A 17,715-nucleotide genomic window follows, 5' to 3' on the forward strand; every position below is an offset into this window, starting at 1 on the left:
AAAAAAAAAAAAAAAAATGCTCTACACTTCCCCGCGCAGAGCCTCTTCTGTCTCATCTGATGTGATCAACTTCCTGTACCTCACTGCCCGCATCGCAGTCGGCTTTAAAAACAGCGCCATCTTCAACGATCAAGACGCCTGTTTGAATTTTCCCAATAAAAGTGGCTTGCGACTGCAAATGCACTTTCTCTTCAGCCACCAGATTCCCCACAATGCGCCCACTGATCAATGCGTCGCGCACCTTCACATTGGCCTCGACAACACCCGACTTCCCCACAATCAGCGTACCGGAGGACTCGAGTTCTCCCTTTAAGACCCCATCCACACGCACGCCAGCCTCAATTTGAAAATGGCCTTCAGAAACTGCCCCACGCCCAATAATAGTATTCATGGTCTTGTCAAAATTTGTATTGCGATCCACGGATCTCGTCTCCTGAAAATTTTTCAACGGGCACCTAATATAAATCTTCTGCATTTCGAGTCAATTTCTTTCTCGAACTTTCCGCTTGACAAGTATTTTCTACAGGCGTACTTTGCGAGCCGTTTTTCACCCAAAACCAAGGAGAAACTGTGGCGTTCACAATTACTAAAACCGTTCGTCCAAACGCCGTGTGGCAAGAAATGTATCTCCAGATACAAAAAGACCAGCGCATAATTATCACTGCAGAGGGCCTCTGGTCTCCCGAGATGCGTCCGCTCACCATTGTCTGGTGTGGTCCCGATGGCATTGAAGGGCGTCCCGCCGATGAACAATATCTCTTGCCCGGCACAAATGTGGGAGCGCTCGTTGGACGCATTGGCGACAGCCCCATTCTTTCAGTGGGCAATTATTTCGATTTTTATTCTCCCTACGAAGGCCCGCTATTTCTCGCGATGAATGAAAATCCCGAATACCACAGCCAGGCCGGTTCTCTCCACGCGCAAATCATCTTGTTCGACCTGTGAAACTAATTCGTTTTTTTGCCCGAGAATACGCCCTTTCAGGGCTGTTTATCATCCTCCTGCTCGGCTTGTGGGAAATAGTCGTGCGGGCCCTCGACCTCGCTGCATTTATCCTCCCGCCGCCCTCTCAAATTCTGTCCAAATTTGCCGCATCCCATCGCCTCCTGCTCTCTCATGGCCTCGTCACACTCACCGAAGCCCTCGGCGGCTTTTTTACAGGCGCGTCATCGGGGCTACTCTGCGCCATAGCAATGGCCCGATCCCGCCTGATCGAACGGATGCTCTATCCGCTGGTCATCTCCACCCAGACCTTCCCCAAAGAGGCACTGGCGCCTGTCTTTGTCATCTGGTTTGGGTTTGGTCTTTTGCCCAAAGTGATTATTGCGGGCCTCATTTCCTTTTTCCCCGTTGTGATCAACACCACGCGCGGTCTCTTATCCGTTGACAAATCCATCCTCGACTTGATGCGTTCGCTCTCGGCCAGCCAGCGACAAGTTTTTTTTAAAGTGCGCCTGCCCAATGCCATTCCCTATCTTTTTGCCGCACTCAAAATGTGCATCACGCTCAGTGTGATTGGCGCAGTTGTCGGCGAATTTGTCGGCTCCAGTGCGGGTCTGGGCCACCTCATTCGACTCGCCAATTCAGAACTCGCCACCGATTTGATGTTTGCCGCTCTGCTCGCACTCGGATGTATGGGCACGGGCCTGTTTCTGCTCGTTGATGGCCTTGAGAAAACAGCCCTGCGCCGCTGGGGCGGTGCCGTTGAAACCATAGGTCGCTAAAAGGAGTATTCCCATGAAAAAAATATTCATCGCTCTTGCCCTTGCACTCATCACTCTATCCTGTGCGGATACAGAAAAAACAAAAGTACAATTCATTCTCGACTGGAAGGCGCAGATGGAACACGCGGGCTTTTTTGTCGCCAAACAAAAGGGGTTTTACGAACAAGAGGGTCTTGAAATCGAAATCCTCGAAGGCAGTGGTGCCCCCACTGCGGCCCGCGTCGTGGGCAACGGCACCTACAAACTCGGCGTAGCCAGCGGATCGGCAACTGTTATGGCAAGAGCGCGCGACATCCCCATTGTATCGCTCGCCGTAATCAATCAGCAAACCCCGGTGGTCGTTTATTCGCTCGTAGAAAAAAATATCACAACACCTGCAGATCTAATCGGCAAAAGCATTGGCGTCAATATCGGCGGCACGAAACACCGCGAATTTCAAGCCTTCTTGCGCCACCAGAATATCTCTGAAGAAGACATACAACTCATGGGCATGAGTGAAGCCAGCCCGGCACCACTCCTCGCAGGTCAAGTCGATGCCATGCTCGGATATACAGAAGACCAACCCGTCACAGTCGAACTCCAGGGCCACGCGGTCAACCGTCTTGCCCTATCGGATTACGGCATCGATGTATATAGCACCAATATCATTGCCAATGAGTCTTTTCTCAAAGAAAATCCCGATCTGATCAAACGCTTTTTGCGGGCGAGCCTGCGCGGATGGCAACATGCCGTCGATCATCCCAAAGATGCGGTAGCAGCCTACATGGCCGCGCGTCCCGAAAGCGACGAGGCCTTCAATCGCGCCAATTTCAAATATCTGATCCCCTTGTTGCAGAGTGCTGACACACAACAACAGGGCCTGGGCGCGCAGACAAAAGCAAAGTGGCAACAAACACAGGATATCCTCCACAGCCTGGACATGATCGACCAAAAAGTCGATCTCAACCTGCTCTTCACCACGGCATTTATGCCTGAGTGAAGTCGGGAGCCAACCGCGAACCAACCGCCTGCTCATAAGCATAAGCCAGGCGCAAAATCCGAGCCTCGTCATAAGGCTTGCCAATAATCTGCAAGCCAATAGGCAAAGCCTCATCAGACCATCCACAGGGAACCGACACCGCGCATAAACCCAAAAAATTGACCAGCCGCGTTGTCAACCTGACGGGCGCAACATCCACATCTGCAATACGCGGTGCAACCGTCAACATCGTCGGACAAATCACGGCATCCACATCGCGCAGGGTCTCGCGGGCCGAGATTCGCAACGCTTCGCGCCGCTGTAAAACCGCGGCATAATCCGGCGCAGAAAAAGATGCGCCATGTGCAATCCGCGCTCGAATGCGCGGATCCATCATCTCGCCCTGCCGGGCGATCAAATCCCCATGGCACGCATACCCCTCCACGCACATAATCATCGCACTACCGCGTCCCTCGAGTTCTTCGTCTAACTCTTCCCTCGCTTCGGGAAATTGCATTTCCTCCACATCGACCCCCAATTCACACAAAATCTCTGCTGCGGCTTCTACCGAAGCAATAACAACAGCATCTGCCCCATCGCAAAACGGATCGCGCACAAATCCGACGCGAAACCCCTTCACATCTCGCTTTAGCCCGCGAACCACATCCACCAGTGGCTGATTTAACGTCACTGGATCAGCCGCATCAGGTCCTGCAATCGCTTCAAGCACCAGTGCGGCATCTTCCACAGACCGCGTCAAAGGTCCCATGCTATCCAGCGTCCACGAAAGCGGCATCGCGCCAGCACGGCTCACCCGCTCCAGCGTGGGTTTGAGGCCCACAACACCGCAAAACGATGCCGGGATGCGAATAGAACCGCCCGTATCTGTACCCATCGCAACAGGTGCCAGCCCTGCCGCCACAGCCACCCCCGACCCACTGCTCGACCCGCCTGGCACGCGTTCTGATCCCCAGGGATTGGGCGGTGTACCGTAATGGGGATTCAAACCATAAGGCCCAAACGCGAGTTCCACCATATTGGTCTTACCTATCAACACGGCACCCGCCCGCGAAAGGCGCTTTGCGACAGTTGCCGAATCCTCTGGTACAAATGTATTCCATACTTTCGCACCCGAAGTCGTGCGAATACCCGCCGTGTAAAACAAATCTTTAAGCGCGATTGGAATGCCGTGCAAAGGTCCCAAATCCGATTCCGATCGCAGTATCGCCTCCGCCGCCTGTGCCTCGGCGCGCGCGCGTTCTGCCGTAACAGTAATAAACGCCTTTGTCCGATCGTCGTACTCGTCAATGCGATTGAGCAACGCATCCACCACCTCAACCGGCGACACATCGCCCGTCCGATAGCGCGCGCCCAATTCCGATAGGGTTGCAAAATGTATATCCACAGTCAGACATCCTCTCCAGGCGACCACGTCACCCGTCCGGCAATCATGTCCTCTAACAACACAAGCTCCCCACCGCGTTCGGCAGATGCATTGGCTCCCAGCACAGCCGCCAGACTGTTCAGAGCATCGCCATAAGAACTCCGCATCGCAGTGCAATCTCCCTTGCGTATCGCATCGACAAATGCCTCTGTCTGAAACGCAAACGCATTGGGACGGCCATCCCACGCCGCGACTTCTTCGCCATTCAACACGACATTTTGAGCCGACCACTCGAAAAGCGCGTCATCGGCAACCACCGTCACCTCGCGCCGCGCATAATTCACATTGGTCAACACCCGCGATGTCGTCGCATTGGCAACCACACCGCTCTTAAATCGATAATTTACATTATAGACATACGGCATATTGATCGGCTCTGGTCCCTCACCTTCCCCACGGTAAAAATAAAACGCCGACACCGCCTCGATATCCCCCAGAAAAAAACGCAACAGATCGATCAGGTGAATGGTATTTTCCACATACGATCCCCCACACAGGGCCATGCGACTCGTCCAGTATCGGATATGACGCCCGCTGTAAAACAACTGCACCTGTGCATGCCGCGGCACCCGCGCTTCGAGCATTGCCTTCAAATATTCAGCTGAAGGATAATATCGACTCATGAACCCCACTTGAGAAACAATACCCGCGCGGTCGATAGCCTCGCAAAACGCCACAGCCTGAGCCATATCCAAACTTTGCGGTTTCTCCACAAAAAGGGCGATCCCCTTCTCTGCTGCGATCAACTCCGCATCCGTATGCAAGGCCGGGGGCAAACACACATAAACCCCATCCAATACCTCTTTGTCAAACATCCCGCGATGATCTGTATAAACAGATCTCGCGCCCCACACCTTTGCCTGCTCAGACACAACGCCCTGATCCACATCGCAAAATGCCTGCAATACCACCTCGCCCTTTTCGACCAATTGGGATAGGGCTGGCAAATGTGCATTCTGTGGAATATGTCCCAATCCAATCATCCCTATGCGAACGGGTTGCATATACTATCCCCCCTCAATCTCTGCAATCATTTCTCTGGATAATCGCCCGCCATCCGACACACTCACGCAATCCTCCAACTCATCGATATCCGATACCCCACACAGCAACATTGACACCCGATTGTCCGACAACAAATAGCGCAAAGCCGTGCGCGTCAGAGATTCATCCACACCTTCAACAATTTTCTCCACCCGTATTAGATCATCATACAAATCGGCAAATCGCCCCTGTGCCATCCACTGATCCCGTTTTGAACCCAACAACCCCGCGTGCAGTGGCGAAGCGCAAATCACGGCAACGCCTTCTGCTGCTGCTGTGGGAACCAACTCCTCTGTTGCCTCCTGCGTCAGCAAATCGTACTTGCAAAACGTAATCACCGAAACAAAAACATCGGTCTCTTTGAGCACCCGGGACATCAAACCCAGATCAGAACCCGTCAGCCCAATATAGTCACAAATTCCCTGAGACTGTATCTCTAACAACGCCTCTATAGTGCGACCCACATCAAACAACCCGAGCCATCCGGCTTTTTCGGCTTCGTGCACCTGCAAAAGGTGCACATGATCGCGCTTTAACCGCTTCAAACTCGCATCGAGACCACGCCATACGGAATCGCGTGTATAGTCAAACGGCTCGGGATAATACCCCACCTTTGTCGCCAGATAATACGGCTCTCGCACACCCGACAGCGCGGCACCCAGCACCTCTTCGCTGCGCCCGCGCCCGTAAAGTGGCGCGGTATCGAAATAATTCACACCCAATTCCAGTGCTCGTTCCACTATCGCCACACCATGCGACACTGGTTTTAGCCCCATCTCGGGGCGACCGTAGAACCACGACCCGCCAAGCCCGATCTCACTGACCTCCCATCCCGTCTTGTCAAATATCCTGTATTCCATTTTAATTACCGATACCATCGACTCAACGTGACATCCGACACAGAAAACGTATAGAGAATACGCAACACCCACATCTCTACCACAGTGCGAACAAAACCCCACTCGCGCCACCGCCGCGTGGAACTGCATACCCGTGCATTGAGCATCACAAATTTGCCCACACGCGCCACACGCGAGCAAAACTCGGAATCCTCAAACAACTGTAAGGATGGAAATCCCCCCAAAGCATTAAAAGTCTCTCGCCGAACATAAATACCCTGATCGCCATACGTAATCCCCAAATATCGGGAGCGCAATGTGCTAAAAAACGCAACCAACCGAAAACCAATCGTCTTCTCCGACAACCCGAGCCGAAATCGCCCACCCACCACGCCGGATATGCGCAGTGAGTCGCGTATCAACATCAACCCATCAGAGGGCAAAAATGTATCGGCGTGCAAAAACAAAAACACATCGCCCGTCGCCCGTTCTGCACCGGCATTCATCTGCAACGCTCGCCCTGCTTTCCCTACCTGAACCCATTGTGCCCCACCACGCGCCGCAACCACCTTCTGCGTGTCATCCGCACTTCCCCCATCTACCACAATCAGTTCTACATCCTCAACACCGCAAAACTGCGCCAGACACGCACCGATAACAGCTTCTTCATTTAGAACGGGAATAATCACACTGATCCGCACATCGACCCCGCTACTTTTTTAATACATCAAAAAACTGCCGACCATAACTAATCAGTGAAACAACGAGAAACGCAACACTCAGACCAATCAGCGTGGATTTAAGCGCATCGGCATCCCACAAATAGGCCAAAAGCAACCCACTCAGCACCAGCGTTGTGACCTTGCCCCAAAAATTAGAAGACAATAACACATCGTGTCGCTTGACCAGATACATCCCCGCAAAAAAAATCACCGCATCGCGCAACAAAACGACCACAACCAGCCATACGGGCAAATCTTTGAACACAACCATGGCAATTGTAATCGCACCAACAGCCACTTTATCAGCCAGAGGATCGAGAATCTTCCCCCACTGTGAAATTTCATCCCGCCAGCGCGCGAGCCACCCATCTATCCAATCGCTGACAATCATCACCACCACCACGCCGAAAGCTTCCCATACATAATCCGGCCCCAATGCAATAAGCCATATAGCGGGCAGAGTCAGCACCACGCGCAACAAACTAACGGCATTTGACAGCGTCCAGAAACGATCTCGTTCAGTACTTCCCATGCAATACCTCATGACAACATCAATTTCAGTCCAATTCCCAGCACCAGAACCAGCACGCTGCGGTTAAACCACACTGGGGACAACCGTCGATTCAAAAACAAACCGACCGCAGCCCCCAGGAACAAAGCCGGCAACATCCACACATCCATCATCAGACTCTGGAAATTAATCAACCCCAAAAAAACATAAGGCGTCAACTTCAAAAAATTCAAAACAATGCCAAAAATCCATGCAGTACCCACAAACGTGCGCCCGACCAGACCCTGCGGCAACAAATACAACATCAAAATCACGCCTCCCGCAGAAACCAATGTGGAAACCACCCCCAAAGTCACCCCAACCCCAAAACGCATCCACGGCCCCGGCGGTTTCACATTGACGAGTACCCGATCCCTCAGAGTCTGTAGCACTGCAAAAATACATGCCAGCGCGCCTAACATGCGCCGAAACCAGACCTCTGGCACAATATCCAGAATACCGGCGCCAATCAAAATACCCAGCACCATGCCGGGCATCAACGCCTTGACATGGTCTCCAACCCAATGTCCCCAATAGTACCGCGCACTGATCACATCGGTTGCCAGAGAAAGTGGCAAAACCAGCCCCAGTGCGGACTTTGCGGGCACTGCGAGCGCGAGAACAGGCACAGCCACCACACCAATGCCACCGCCAAATCCCGCGCGCATTACACCAATCAAAAAACCACCAACCCCCAACACGACAAAATCAATTATATCCAAAAAATCCACCTGTTTTAGCCATCAGCAGTTCCCTTCGCCTCCCCTCGCCATATCTCAAACGCATTCGCCGCAGGTCCCACCAGAAACAGCGCGTAAAACGGCGCGTAAATCGCTTCATTCAAACGCAAAATCATCTCGACAAAAGCCACCAGAAACGCGACAAAGCACTGCCCTTTTCGCGTCAACACAGTCGTTCTGGGATCTGTAATCATAAAAAAAATGAACAACTGATACATCGGTCCTGTAATCGGCGCAATACTCGTCAAATACGCCTGTCCTGTAAACAAGCAGCGAATAAGAGCAAAAGCCAAAAAAGAAATAACATATACCGCGCAGATATGAAATCGCCTCAATCGCCAGAGCGCAGCACTTCCCAGAATCCAGATGATTACCATTGTCCACAGGGTATTGCCCCACTGGATACTCAACCCCGCCACTACTTCAGGGGCGAGAAACAGCATAATACTCACCCCAAAATTGGACGGATTCCACAAATGCCTGCCGCGCCATCGCAACACATACTTAGATGCAATAGACAACACACTGCACAACACATAAGGCCAAAACAGAGGCGAGCGGATCAAAATCCCCACACTGATCCCGGTAATATACGCACTGACCAGCCCCGGCCACACCCCCCACGTCAATCGCCCCAGTGCAAATTCCGTCAGCACGCTACTCAGGATAGCTGTCAGCGTCTGCCCCAAACTCTCCAAAAAGCCAAAAGTAACCTGCCCTCCAATCAGAATGCACGTAATCAATGCCGGTGACAGATAGCGGCTTTGCAACCCCGTCCAGACCGACTTCCATAACCCGCTCGCTCGATCCATTTCAATTCTCTAAAATCCGATGTACCCGCCGCACCTCGGGCGTGTAAAACATATGTACCTGTCCCGACGGCCAGCGTATTGCAATGCTATCAACCGTCGCGTCCTCGCCTAACCCAAAATGCAGCGGGCGTTGATTCTGTGCGGCATAGCCACTCCCGCCCAACACCTCCTGCACCTGCACCTCGTCATTCCAGAACACCTGCACCCGCGCCCCAATCGCACTGCGATTGCTCTGCTGACCAACCAGATCGAACCCAATCCAGTTTGCCTCTGCCCGCACTGTATTGCGGTACAACAAAAGCGGTCCCCGCTGATTGGCCACCACCACATCCAGCACCCCCCGGTTCCACAGATCTACCAGAGCCACAGCCCGCCCGTCAAATCGATCCCGAACCCCCACTGTCTGTGCCACCTCGACAAATTGTCCCACTCCGTCGTTCACCCAAACGCACTTGGTCTGATGGCCTGCCAGGCTCCTGCCCCGCATCGGCGGCCAGTTTTTTGCATCAGAAATAATCGCGCTATGCCCGCCCGCCACCTGGGAAAAATCGTACCAGTAATTCCCATTTCCATCTGCCGAAACATACCCATTGGTCAAAACGAGATCCAGCGCCCCATCGTTGTTCAAATCTCCAAACTGCGCGCCAAAACTCCACCCGCCCAGATCCACGCCCATCGCCCCGGCCAAATTTTCAAACCGCAAGGTCTCGCCCCCCATGGGCACCCACAAATTATTCCCCTGAATGAGAACGCCAGCCTGAGAAATATTGGTCTCGTAAATTGCCAGATCTCCCCGATTCAGCACATCGCCAAATGCGGCATTCATCCCGCTCTTTGGCTGGCGGCCCACCCCGGCTTGCTCTCCCATCTCGACAAACCGTTTTCCGCCCTCGTTCACATACAACTCGGAAATCCCGTAATCATTGGACAAAAACAGATCGGGAAACCCGGAGCTGTTCAAATCCGCCGCCCCTACCGCCAGTGTCCACCTCCTGCTCGCGATCCCGACCTTCATCGTCACATCTTTAAATGTCCCATCGCCCAAATTCCGCAACAAATACTTCCGCCCCCCATTATTCGCGTATTCAAAACTCTCCGGCATCATCCGCGTGGTCTCCAAATCCCACAAATTCAGGGACTCGGGCCAGTACCCCGCCACAAAAATATCCAGATACCCGTCGCAGTCGTAATCTACCCAAATTGCACTCCCTGCATTGATCCACCTGGGCAAACCCGCTGTTTCCGTCACGCGCTCAAACACCTTCCCCTCCCGATTGCGAAACAATTCCGGACGGCCCCATTTATACAAAAACAAATCTTCGAACCCATCGTTGTCGTAATCCCCCCACACAGACCCCATACTCACGCCCGCCCAATTCACATCCGCCACACCCATTGCAGCAGCCACATCTTCAAAACCCATCCCTCCCAAATTGCGATACAGCCGGTTCAAACTGCCCTTCCGACTACTGGTCACATACAAATCCTGCCAGCCATCCCGGTCGTAATCCACCACCGACACTGCCGCGCCCATCGACGCGATAATCGGCATAATATGATCCAGCTTTGCATCCAGCACAGGCGCTTCATGTACAAAATCGATCCCCACCTGTTTTCCAACTTCCTTGAGATGGAATCCATATCGTTCAGAGCTCGTGCCACTCACTTTCTCCACCTGCCATCCCCCCCACTTCATCGCGCCCAGCGCCACCAGCAATAGCCCAAAAAACAGCACCACCAGAATCCGCACGACGCGATTGGGATGCCTCTCCTCTATCCCGCTGTCTTTCATGGCCTGTCATTCCTCAGCGCGCGATCAAACCACTCGGGCGTCACATACCGCGTGTGAAACCGCTGCCAGTCCTCTGCATTGCGCTTAAACACCGGATCATCTTCAAGTGTTGCAGGCACGCGATCATAAGACAAAACCCCATGCGCAGGCAAGGGCAACACCGTCGTTGAAAAAGCCGTATTATAATCGCCATCCTTAACCCATCCATCGCCTTTCAAAACAAAATCCCGCACCAGTTCTCCAGGATCGGGCAAAGCCACAAACAGCAACTGGATTTCATCTCCCGCATTCACAATCGCATATCGGTCATCGACCTGTGTCAGCAACGGCTCTACATCTCCATATCGCGTGTAATATCCCACGAGATCTCGCCACATCTGAGAAGTCCCGCCAAGCGCGTGATAATCCGGCACCTCGGGCGAACTCGCATCTGCCTCCGCCACCTGTGAAAACCCGCGATAACGCAACTGCGCACGCGCCAAAGGCACAGATTGAACCGTCATCACACTGTCTTCAAGCGGCACGGCCCACGCCAAACGATCCCAATAAATCTCCAGATTGGTCTGTAATCTAAATTTTCGGGGAACATCTCGCGAAAAAACGCCACTCAGATCGATCAACACCGTCTTGCGCTTCCCGGCTGGAAAACCCAGATCTGGATGCGCGACGCGCCAATCAGCTCCGTCAAATACATGCAGAGAAAGGCCCTGAGGCGGCGGATGGCTACCCTGTCCCAGCGCCACATTGATCGAACTATCCGTCGGATGAATCCATCCCTGACCAACCAGCCACAAAGGTCCTCCTCTGGGCACATCGTCTCCCACCTCCACCTCCACATAGTGCTCTCGCGTCACCCCTTGATAAATACCCCGCCCAAAAGTATCCACATACTGTCCATCCCGCGCCCGCACCCTATCGGTCACATCGCGCCCCCGATCATCTTTCACAACAGCAAATGACTGGGGCTGCGTAGTCGCGTAAATCTCAAGCGATGGCGCAACCCGGGCAAAACGCTCATCCACAAAAATCGCCGTCCCCTCGGGGTGATCAACTGCAACGAGAGACACCCAATCGACAAAATGCGTCTCCCACAGTTCACCCGTAATCCGTATATCGTACACCCCATTTTGTGCAATTAGCTGATCGCCTCTAACCTTCACCCAATCTTCCGTCTGATCAATACCTGCAACCACCTGAGCATTAATCCGCATCCCCAGAGGTGACCGCCACAGAAAATCCGTTACAAACACCATCTCCGATCCATTGTGCGCAAACACCCAGGGGCACGACCCCTTCAACCGCTGTACAGCACGCGCCACCTGATCCACCTCCAGATCGAACTCCACCTGAGGCATCCCATTGGGCCACACAATCCGCACGAGATCTGCCCCCGTATAAGTCCCCAACCCAAAATGCACCACCGGATCCGTCACCACTTGCTTCTGATAGAACGCACCCGAACGCAATTCCACTTCTGCCCCCAGACCCAGTGCATTGATCCGCCCATCGCCAAAAGCCCTACCGCCCACGGGACGAATCGCCTGCCAATGATACGCCAAATCGCCCCGATTCACCAATTGTAACGCCTCGCCTCCATCCGAGACACCCAGCAAATCGAGCCGACCATCGCCTGTCAAATCCGCCACACCAGTCACGCGCGCCTGCAGATCCAGAGAATGGTAAGCCTCTTCCGACGCCAGAAAGGCGCGCTTACCAAACACCAGATCCAGCGCGCCATTATTATCCAGATCCGCTATGAGAAGAGGAGCAGGACCAGCGGTTGAATCACCCTGAATCAGCGTGCGCATCTCCCCTTGCGACACAGCCATCACAGCGCCATCTCGATCTATAACCACGCGCTCTAAACGCCCATCTCGATCCAGATCTCCCGCGCTCAGGGCAACCCCATTCACCGCCTTCTTCGCCCCCGGCGTAAATACACCCGCCCGCTCGTTAATCGCCTCGATCAACTGCCCTTCCCGATCCAGCATCGCCGCATCGGGATCTCCATCTCCATCGCAATCTACCCACACAAAACCCCTCAGACCATCTACATTACCGAAAGGTTCCCGCGCCACAAACGAACCATCCCCATTGTTTTGCAACACGAGAGGTGGTCCTGTAGAACGCCCCAACACAAAATCGACATCCCCATCCATCTCTACATCCGCTCCCCACACACCAGCTATCTCTTCTTCGTCCAACCCGATGGAATCAGTCACATCCTCAACCCCGCCATCCTCAGCGCGCCGGAACAATCGAAAACCCTCTGCCCCCACCAGCGCCAGATCTAACGCAAAATCGTTATTCCAATCAACTGTCAGCATCCCATCCATACCCGACACATCTGGAAAATCGAGCGCAATCCCCTCCATCCCCCGCACTTGAGAAACACTCGCCGCAACCACCTCTACCTCTTCTTTGGACCAGAAAGGCTTGAGCACCTGCCAATCACTTCCCTCCAAACCCGCAACGGGTTCGGGTTCAAAGTGCATGTTCAAATCCGCAGGCGCTGGCATAGCCTGGGGCATACTGAACTTCAAAAATTTAACTATAGGATCTCCCAGGCGTTCAGCCGGCACAATCAGCGCATCCAGCGCGCGCCGATACACCGGATCGCGCAACAACACATTGTGCAAAAACATCGCTTGCACAGCTACCTCACTCCCCCCTTCCATCTCTCCCCTCAAACTGCGCAACTGCACCTGCGCCGCATCCGGCCAGCCTTCCGCCCACTCGCCCAACGTCTCCACCGATGCGCGCAGAGCCTCTTCATCGCCCCGTTTGCCCGCCTGTCTCGCCCACTCAACCCACAGCGCGGGATTATCCGGCACCTGTCTGATCAGGACTTCTAACTGCGCCCAGACCTCTTCCTCACTCCCTGCTCCTCCCCGTCGCTCAACCTCCTTCATCAACGCGTACTGCGCCTTCACAAGCCCCTGTTGCGCCGCTTCCTCGAAAAACGCGATAGCAGCATCGGATTGTCCCCTACTGCGCTCAACCAGGCCCTGCAACATCACAATATCGCCACTTTCGGGCATCAGTGAACGCGCTGTCTTCAGGTCTTTTGCAGCCCCGTCGTAATCCCCGCGCCGCAACCGCAACACCCCACGATTTGCCCACGCAGCTGGCTCATCGGATTCCATTGTGAGAGCGCGGCTCAAACTGGCATCCGCCCGGTCAAAAGCCCCCACCTCCAGCGCGAACACACCCGTATAGAATGCGGAGACATAATCCGCAGATGGCGTAGCCATCTCCTCGTCTCCGCATCCAAAACTCAACACCATCAACAACCCGATCGTGCGACGAATATCAAGCATCGTGCTCCTTCCATCCCGGTATCGAAATATCCATCCGCCGCTCAGGCGCGTAGATCTTATCGCCCTTATACGGTGTATCCTGCGTCAAAATATAAATGGCACCCTCGTGCACATACGTAATCTCATCCCTCGAATCCCCCACCACATCTTCCACGACCCCGCCTGCCCAATCGAATGGCACGCCCTCGCACACGGGTTTGATCACCTTGCGACACTCTGCATCGTAAAACCCGAATGATTCCGCGCTGGTACTGATAAACAACAACTCTTGCCCGTCGCCTGCCCAGTTCACAGCCGGTCCTCCCTGGCTCATGTTATCCGGCTCCATCCGGGACAGCGGATCCCCCTGCCCACTCACCAGATTCATAATCCCATACGTTCCCCACCGATCGCCCATCCACATCTCCAACCCCGGCAAATCGGGTCTAAAATTCCCCGCGTAAATCCCCTGCACATGCCCATAGCGGAGGTGACTCAACAAAGAGCCATCCCGCGCATCCACCAGGAAAAACCCCGGATCGCTCCCCGCAATCCCGACCTCTGGCCCATTGCTCTCATCCCCATCCAACTCCCCAAAAGAAGCGTGGTCAATATGCCCTGCACCGCCAGAGTCCTCGATGTACTCCGACCCCTCCATTGTCCAGAGATGATTTCCATCCCCATCGTACAGATCGTAACCGGGCAAAATTTCATCCCGCCCGTCGCCATCCACATCGTAAAACCAGATATACATCCCGTACCACGCATTGTGCGCGTCCTGTCGCCAGCGCAAGTTCAGATTTTCGTCAAATGCCCAGATCGAATACCCGGTGCCTGCGCCATCCCCATCCCGCAAAATCAAATCCTGTGCCTTCTCCGTCTTTCTAATTTTACACGGCCAGATCACCCGGAGCGAATGCAAAACATCTCCCATGCTCGCATTCCTGTATCCCCGATACGGTCCCGTCCTCGGCAGTTCTGTTTCCGCCGTCACCTCACCAGACTTTCCGCTCACCAGCTTTAACCTGTCATCCTCAATACCGATAAAATCTTCCACTCCATCCCCATCCAGATCGTGAACCACAGACCTTTGCAGCCCTTTTGCAGCGGGAAAAGTCCGATCGTATTGCACGTCCCCATCAAAATTCAAGCACACGACGCGCACGCCTTCATCCGTCTCCTTCTGCAACACAATTTCCTTTTGCCCTGCCCCTCTAAAATCGCCGTATCGGGCCTCACACGGCCAGAACTCGCCGATATCAATCCGCTTCCACAGCACGGGCTTCGGATACTTCTCAGCCTCCTCTGCTACCTCTTTTTGATATGCGTCCAAGCGGCTCACATACGCGGCATTGGCAGATGTTGTAACGCGCACCGCGCGCATGCGACTCCGCGTATTTGTACGCACGCCCACCTTCCCCGTGGGAAACCGATCGTCATACGCTACAAACGCCTGCTCGCCATTCACATAACACGCAAACCGCTCGCCCTCACACACCACTTTTAGCGTGTAATACTGCCCCCTATCAAATCCATTGGGCAGATCCGCCAGCATCGTCCAGGCCTCGTCTTCTCTCCGATAGAGCACAAACCGATCAAACCCCTCCATACAAAAATAATAATACCGCCTCAGGTCCTGATACCGCACCATAACCCCCGACCGGGCGACAATCGCGTGGGGATCGTCATTGCCCGGCTGGGTATATGCGTTCAACTGCCGCACCTGCGCTTCCACCGTGTAATCCCCCCACAGCGGCTCACCCGCTATCAGGCACCGATCCGACTTGGCAGTGTGCTCCAACACCTCTGTGTCCCCATCTTTCACCACCCGGTAATTACTCAGCATATTCCACTTGGGGGGTGCGACCAGCGCATTCCCCCAGCCCTTGAAATATTGCTCCTCGATACTCTGATCCGGCTCTGTCTTATCCAGCACCGTCCCCAGCGGACATCCCGCCAGATCAATCTCTGCCAGCAATTGTTCATTGCTTGCCATGTCTTCCTCCCGGTTAAAAAATTGGAAATTACATCGACGCGATATATCTTATCATACCATCAATAAACCCGAACTCAAAATACATGCACCACATGCCCCTGTCCCGGAAACCAGACCATATCCACCACAAAAGACAGCGTTACTGCCAGGGCATATCCAACCAACAGACCTATAAAAAAAGGCTGCCACTGGCGGTACAACACCATCCCCCCGCCCTTCAGCAACAATCCCTTGATCGCCCAAACCAGAAAGGCCGAAAACGCCAGTTCTCGTGTAAAATTAGTGCCGGGAATGGTCAGCCCAATCGGGTGAAGCGGCCACCTCGGAAACCGGTAACGCAAAAAACTCAGCAGTCCCATCAGCGCGGCACCGATGCCGAACAGCATCAGTCGAATACTGTCTGTACCCTGTGGCGTCTTCATCTTGGCAACTGCCGCATTAAACGCCGCTTTGTTCCCACTTCGATAGGGCCACACATCAAAATGATAGGCTCCGTGGACGTATGCCAGGTGAAGCGTTAATACAAGCGATACTACTGCACTCAGCGCCAGGCCAAATACCACAGCCCAGAGCAGAAGCCGTCGATTGCCACGCACAAAATCTGCCAGCCGTGCCCCGTGTACCAACCCGGGCATAAACAGTCCCCGGTAGGAAATCAGCGCATAGGAAAATGCCAATGCCGTCATCGTCGCCCCCGACAGGGTACGCGTCCCCAGAGTAGCCATCGTAAAAGCCTGACCGCTCAACGGAGTGCGCACATAAATCAACCCTGTCTCCGCCACGATCTTGGCGACTCCCACATACGTCACCAGCGTTGCTAAAACACACAAAATGGCTACGCCATAGGCCATTCCCCCCGCGTGTAACCACAACACCAGATAACCCAATCCTATAAACATCCCCCATACCGCCGACCGGTAGCCCATCATCTCGTCCGAATCTCCGGCGTCCTGATCCCCTCTAAAAGCACTGCGGAATGCGGCGTAAAAGTGCCTCCGGGCAATCCACAACCCCCAGCCCACAAACACGGTCAACGCCCCGAATCCCTCCCAGCCAGCCACTTCGTATGACGATCCCCAACTGTCGGAGATATTCAAATCAAATCCCAGCCGCCTTAAGATACCCACCTGGAATACATTCAACACATAAAAAAACCAGACGCTAAACAACACTTCCAAGTTGGCAAAATACACAAACCCGATCGTAAACAGATTGAGTTTGATCCGGATTCCCGGAAAATTGCGGCCCAGTGGCAGCGACGTTCCAGACCGGTAACTGCCCGTGGGGAATTTAGGTGCTCCAGGAGAAAAATACGACAGGATATTCCAGGCAATCATCCCAAATCCCGTCACAGCCCCCGCCCAGAATAACCTACCCCCAATCATCCGTATCCCGTGTTTTGGCGCCGAGACCAGATCTACCGCTACATTTGCCAGCGGATAGACCAATCGCTCGTGATCCACCCACTGCCGCCGCAACAAAACCGCCAGACAGATTGACACACACGCCGCTGCACCGATAAAACTCAACCACCAGAACAGTGGCAAAACCCACTCTCCCCACGGCACAGCCTGTCCGGGTGGTAATCCCTCAAAAAACCATGTCATCGCCCGCCTGTCTTCCGAGGGCGCCATCCACGGCCTGATGTGATTGTGCAGATAAGGTGCCCACCCATTCTCCGGCGTGGCAAAATAAAATGGCGCTGCAAGAATCCCCAACAAATACCCCGGCAGTCCGTCCGCCGCCGGAATCACCGCGCTGGCCAACCCCATCGTCAACGCCACCAGCAAATCCG

At 54.0% G+C, this 17,715-nt stretch carries 15 protein-coding genes; 3 read left to right on the top strand and 12 right to left on the bottom strand.

Annotated elements, in window-relative coordinates; translation table 11 throughout:
- Window positions 1–52 precede the first annotated feature (52 nt).
- On the bottom strand, window positions 53–421 hold the full coding sequence (locus OXG87_19680; protein MCY3871775.1) for a polymer-forming cytoskeletal protein: 369 nt from the start codon (window positions 419–421) through the stop codon (window positions 53–55).
- A 149-nt stretch (window positions 422–570) separates the two neighbouring features.
- Here OXG87_19680 and OXG87_19685 point away from each other — a divergent pair, with 149 nt between their 5' ends.
- From OXG87_19685 to OXG87_19695, 3 genes are read left to right on the top strand one after another with little or no spacing between them, the layout of a single operon-like run.
- Window positions 571–945 (top strand): hypothetical protein, encoded by a 375-nt coding sequence (locus tag OXG87_19685; GenBank protein MCY3871776.1) that lies wholly within the window; start codon window positions 571–573, stop codon window positions 943–945.
- On the top strand, window positions 942–1,724 hold the full coding sequence (locus tag OXG87_19690) for an ABC transporter permease (GenBank protein ID MCY3871777.1): 783 nt from the start codon (window positions 942–944) through the stop codon (window positions 1,722–1,724). The genes OXG87_19685 and OXG87_19690 overlap by 4 nt, the downstream gene beginning before the upstream one ends.
- 13 nt (window positions 1,725–1,737) lie before the next feature.
- Window positions 1,738–2,703, top strand: coding sequence for an ABC transporter substrate-binding protein (locus OXG87_19695; protein ID MCY3871778.1), 966 nt, complete (start codon window positions 1,738–1,740; stop codon window positions 2,701–2,703).
- Here OXG87_19695 and OXG87_19700 read toward each other — a convergent pair.
- The 11 genes from OXG87_19700 to OXG87_19750 all read right to left on the bottom strand — a co-directional run.
- Window positions 2,690–4,087, bottom strand: coding sequence for an amidase (locus tag OXG87_19700; protein ID MCY3871779.1), 1,398 nt, complete (start codon window positions 4,085–4,087; stop codon window positions 2,690–2,692). The two genes, OXG87_19695 and OXG87_19700, sit on opposite strands and share 14 nt — an antisense overlap.
- Window positions 4,088–4,089: 2 nt before the next feature.
- Window positions 4,090–5,130 (bottom strand): Gfo/Idh/MocA family oxidoreductase, encoded by a 1,041-nt coding sequence (locus OXG87_19705; GenBank protein ID MCY3871780.1) that lies wholly within the window; start codon window positions 5,128–5,130, stop codon window positions 4,090–4,092.
- Between the two features lie 3 nt (window positions 5,131–5,133).
- Window positions 5,134–6,030 (bottom strand): aldo/keto reductase, encoded by an 897-nt coding sequence (locus tag OXG87_19710; GenBank protein ID MCY3871781.1) that lies wholly within the window; start codon window positions 6,028–6,030, stop codon window positions 5,134–5,136.
- Between the two features lie 5 nt (window positions 6,031–6,035).
- A complete protein-coding gene (locus OXG87_19715) occupies window positions 6,036–6,710 on the bottom strand; it encodes a TIGR04283 family arsenosugar biosynthesis glycosyltransferase (protein MCY3871782.1) in 675 nt (224 codons plus the stop codon).
- Between the two features lie 10 nt (window positions 6,711–6,720).
- The gene (locus OXG87_19720) at window positions 6,721–7,263 is read right to left on the bottom strand and encodes a CDP-alcohol phosphatidyltransferase family protein (GenBank protein ID MCY3871783.1); all 543 of its coding nucleotides are present in this window, start codon (window positions 7,261–7,263) and stop codon (window positions 6,721–6,723) included.
- A gap of 8 nt (window positions 7,264–7,271) precedes the next feature.
- Window positions 7,272–8,003, bottom strand: coding sequence for a sulfite exporter TauE/SafE family protein (locus OXG87_19725; GenBank protein MCY3871784.1), 732 nt, complete (start codon window positions 8,001–8,003; stop codon window positions 7,272–7,274).
- A 14-nt stretch (window positions 8,004–8,017) separates the two neighbouring features.
- Window positions 8,018–8,833, bottom strand: a complete 816-nt coding sequence (locus OXG87_19730) for a hypothetical protein (GenBank protein ID MCY3871785.1) — start codon at window positions 8,831–8,833, stop codon at window positions 8,018–8,020.
- Between the two features lies 1 nt (window position 8,834).
- A complete protein-coding gene (locus OXG87_19735; GenBank protein ID MCY3871786.1) occupies window positions 8,835–10,625 on the bottom strand; it encodes a CRTAC1 family protein in 1,791 nt (596 codons plus the stop codon).
- Window positions 10,622–13,945 (bottom strand): FG-GAP-like repeat-containing protein, encoded by a 3,324-nt coding sequence (locus tag OXG87_19740; GenBank protein ID MCY3871787.1) that lies wholly within the window; start codon window positions 13,943–13,945, stop codon window positions 10,622–10,624. Before OXG87_19740 ends, OXG87_19735 begins: the two co-directional genes overlap by 4 nt.
- Window positions 13,938–15,920 carry a hypothetical protein gene (locus OXG87_19745; protein ID MCY3871788.1) on the bottom strand — a complete coding sequence of 661 codons (1,983 nt, stop codon included), beginning with the start codon at window positions 15,918–15,920 and terminating at the stop codon, window positions 13,938–13,940. The genes OXG87_19740 and OXG87_19745 overlap by 8 nt, the downstream gene beginning before the upstream one ends.
- Window positions 15,921–15,994: 74 nt before the next feature.
- Window positions 15,995–17,715: hypothetical protein (locus OXG87_19750; GenBank protein ID MCY3871789.1), on the bottom strand; the 1,721-nt coding region annotated here is incomplete at its 5' end.

This window comes from Gemmatimonadota bacterium (genome assembly GCA_026706845.1).
Lineage (GTDB): Bacteria > Latescibacterota > UBA2968 > UBA2968 > UBA2968 > VXRD01.

Bases quoted from the DNA above. Each gene is read 5' to 3' on its own strand.
- OXG87_19735 (MCY3871786.1), bottom strand. From the start codon at position 10,625: ATGAAAGACAGCGGGATAGAGGAGAGGCATCCCAATCGCGTCGTGCGG.
- OXG87_19710 (MCY3871781.1), bottom strand. From the start codon at position 6,030: ATGGAATACAGGATATTTGACAAGACGGGATGGGAGGTCAGTGAGATC.
- OXG87_19705 (MCY3871780.1), bottom strand. From the start codon at position 5,130: ATGCAACCCGTTCGCATAGGGATGATTGGATTGGGACATATTCCACAG.
- OXG87_19720 (MCY3871783.1), bottom strand. From the start codon at position 7,263: ATGGGAAGTACTGAACGAGATCGTTTCTGGACGCTGTCAAATGCCGTT.
- OXG87_19695 (MCY3871778.1), top strand. From the start codon at position 1,738: ATGAAAAAAATATTCATCGCTCTTGCCCTTGCACTCATCACTCTATCC.
- OXG87_19745 (MCY3871788.1), bottom strand. From the start codon at position 15,920: ATGGCAAGCAATGAACAATTGCTGGCAGAGATTGATCTGGCGGGATGT.
- OXG87_19740 (MCY3871787.1), bottom strand. From the start codon at position 13,945: ATGCTTGATATTCGTCGCACGATCGGGTTGTTGATGGTGTTGAGTTTT.
- OXG87_19730 (MCY3871785.1), bottom strand. From the start codon at position 8,833: ATGGATCGAGCGAGCGGGTTATGGAAGTCGGTCTGGACGGGGTTGCAA.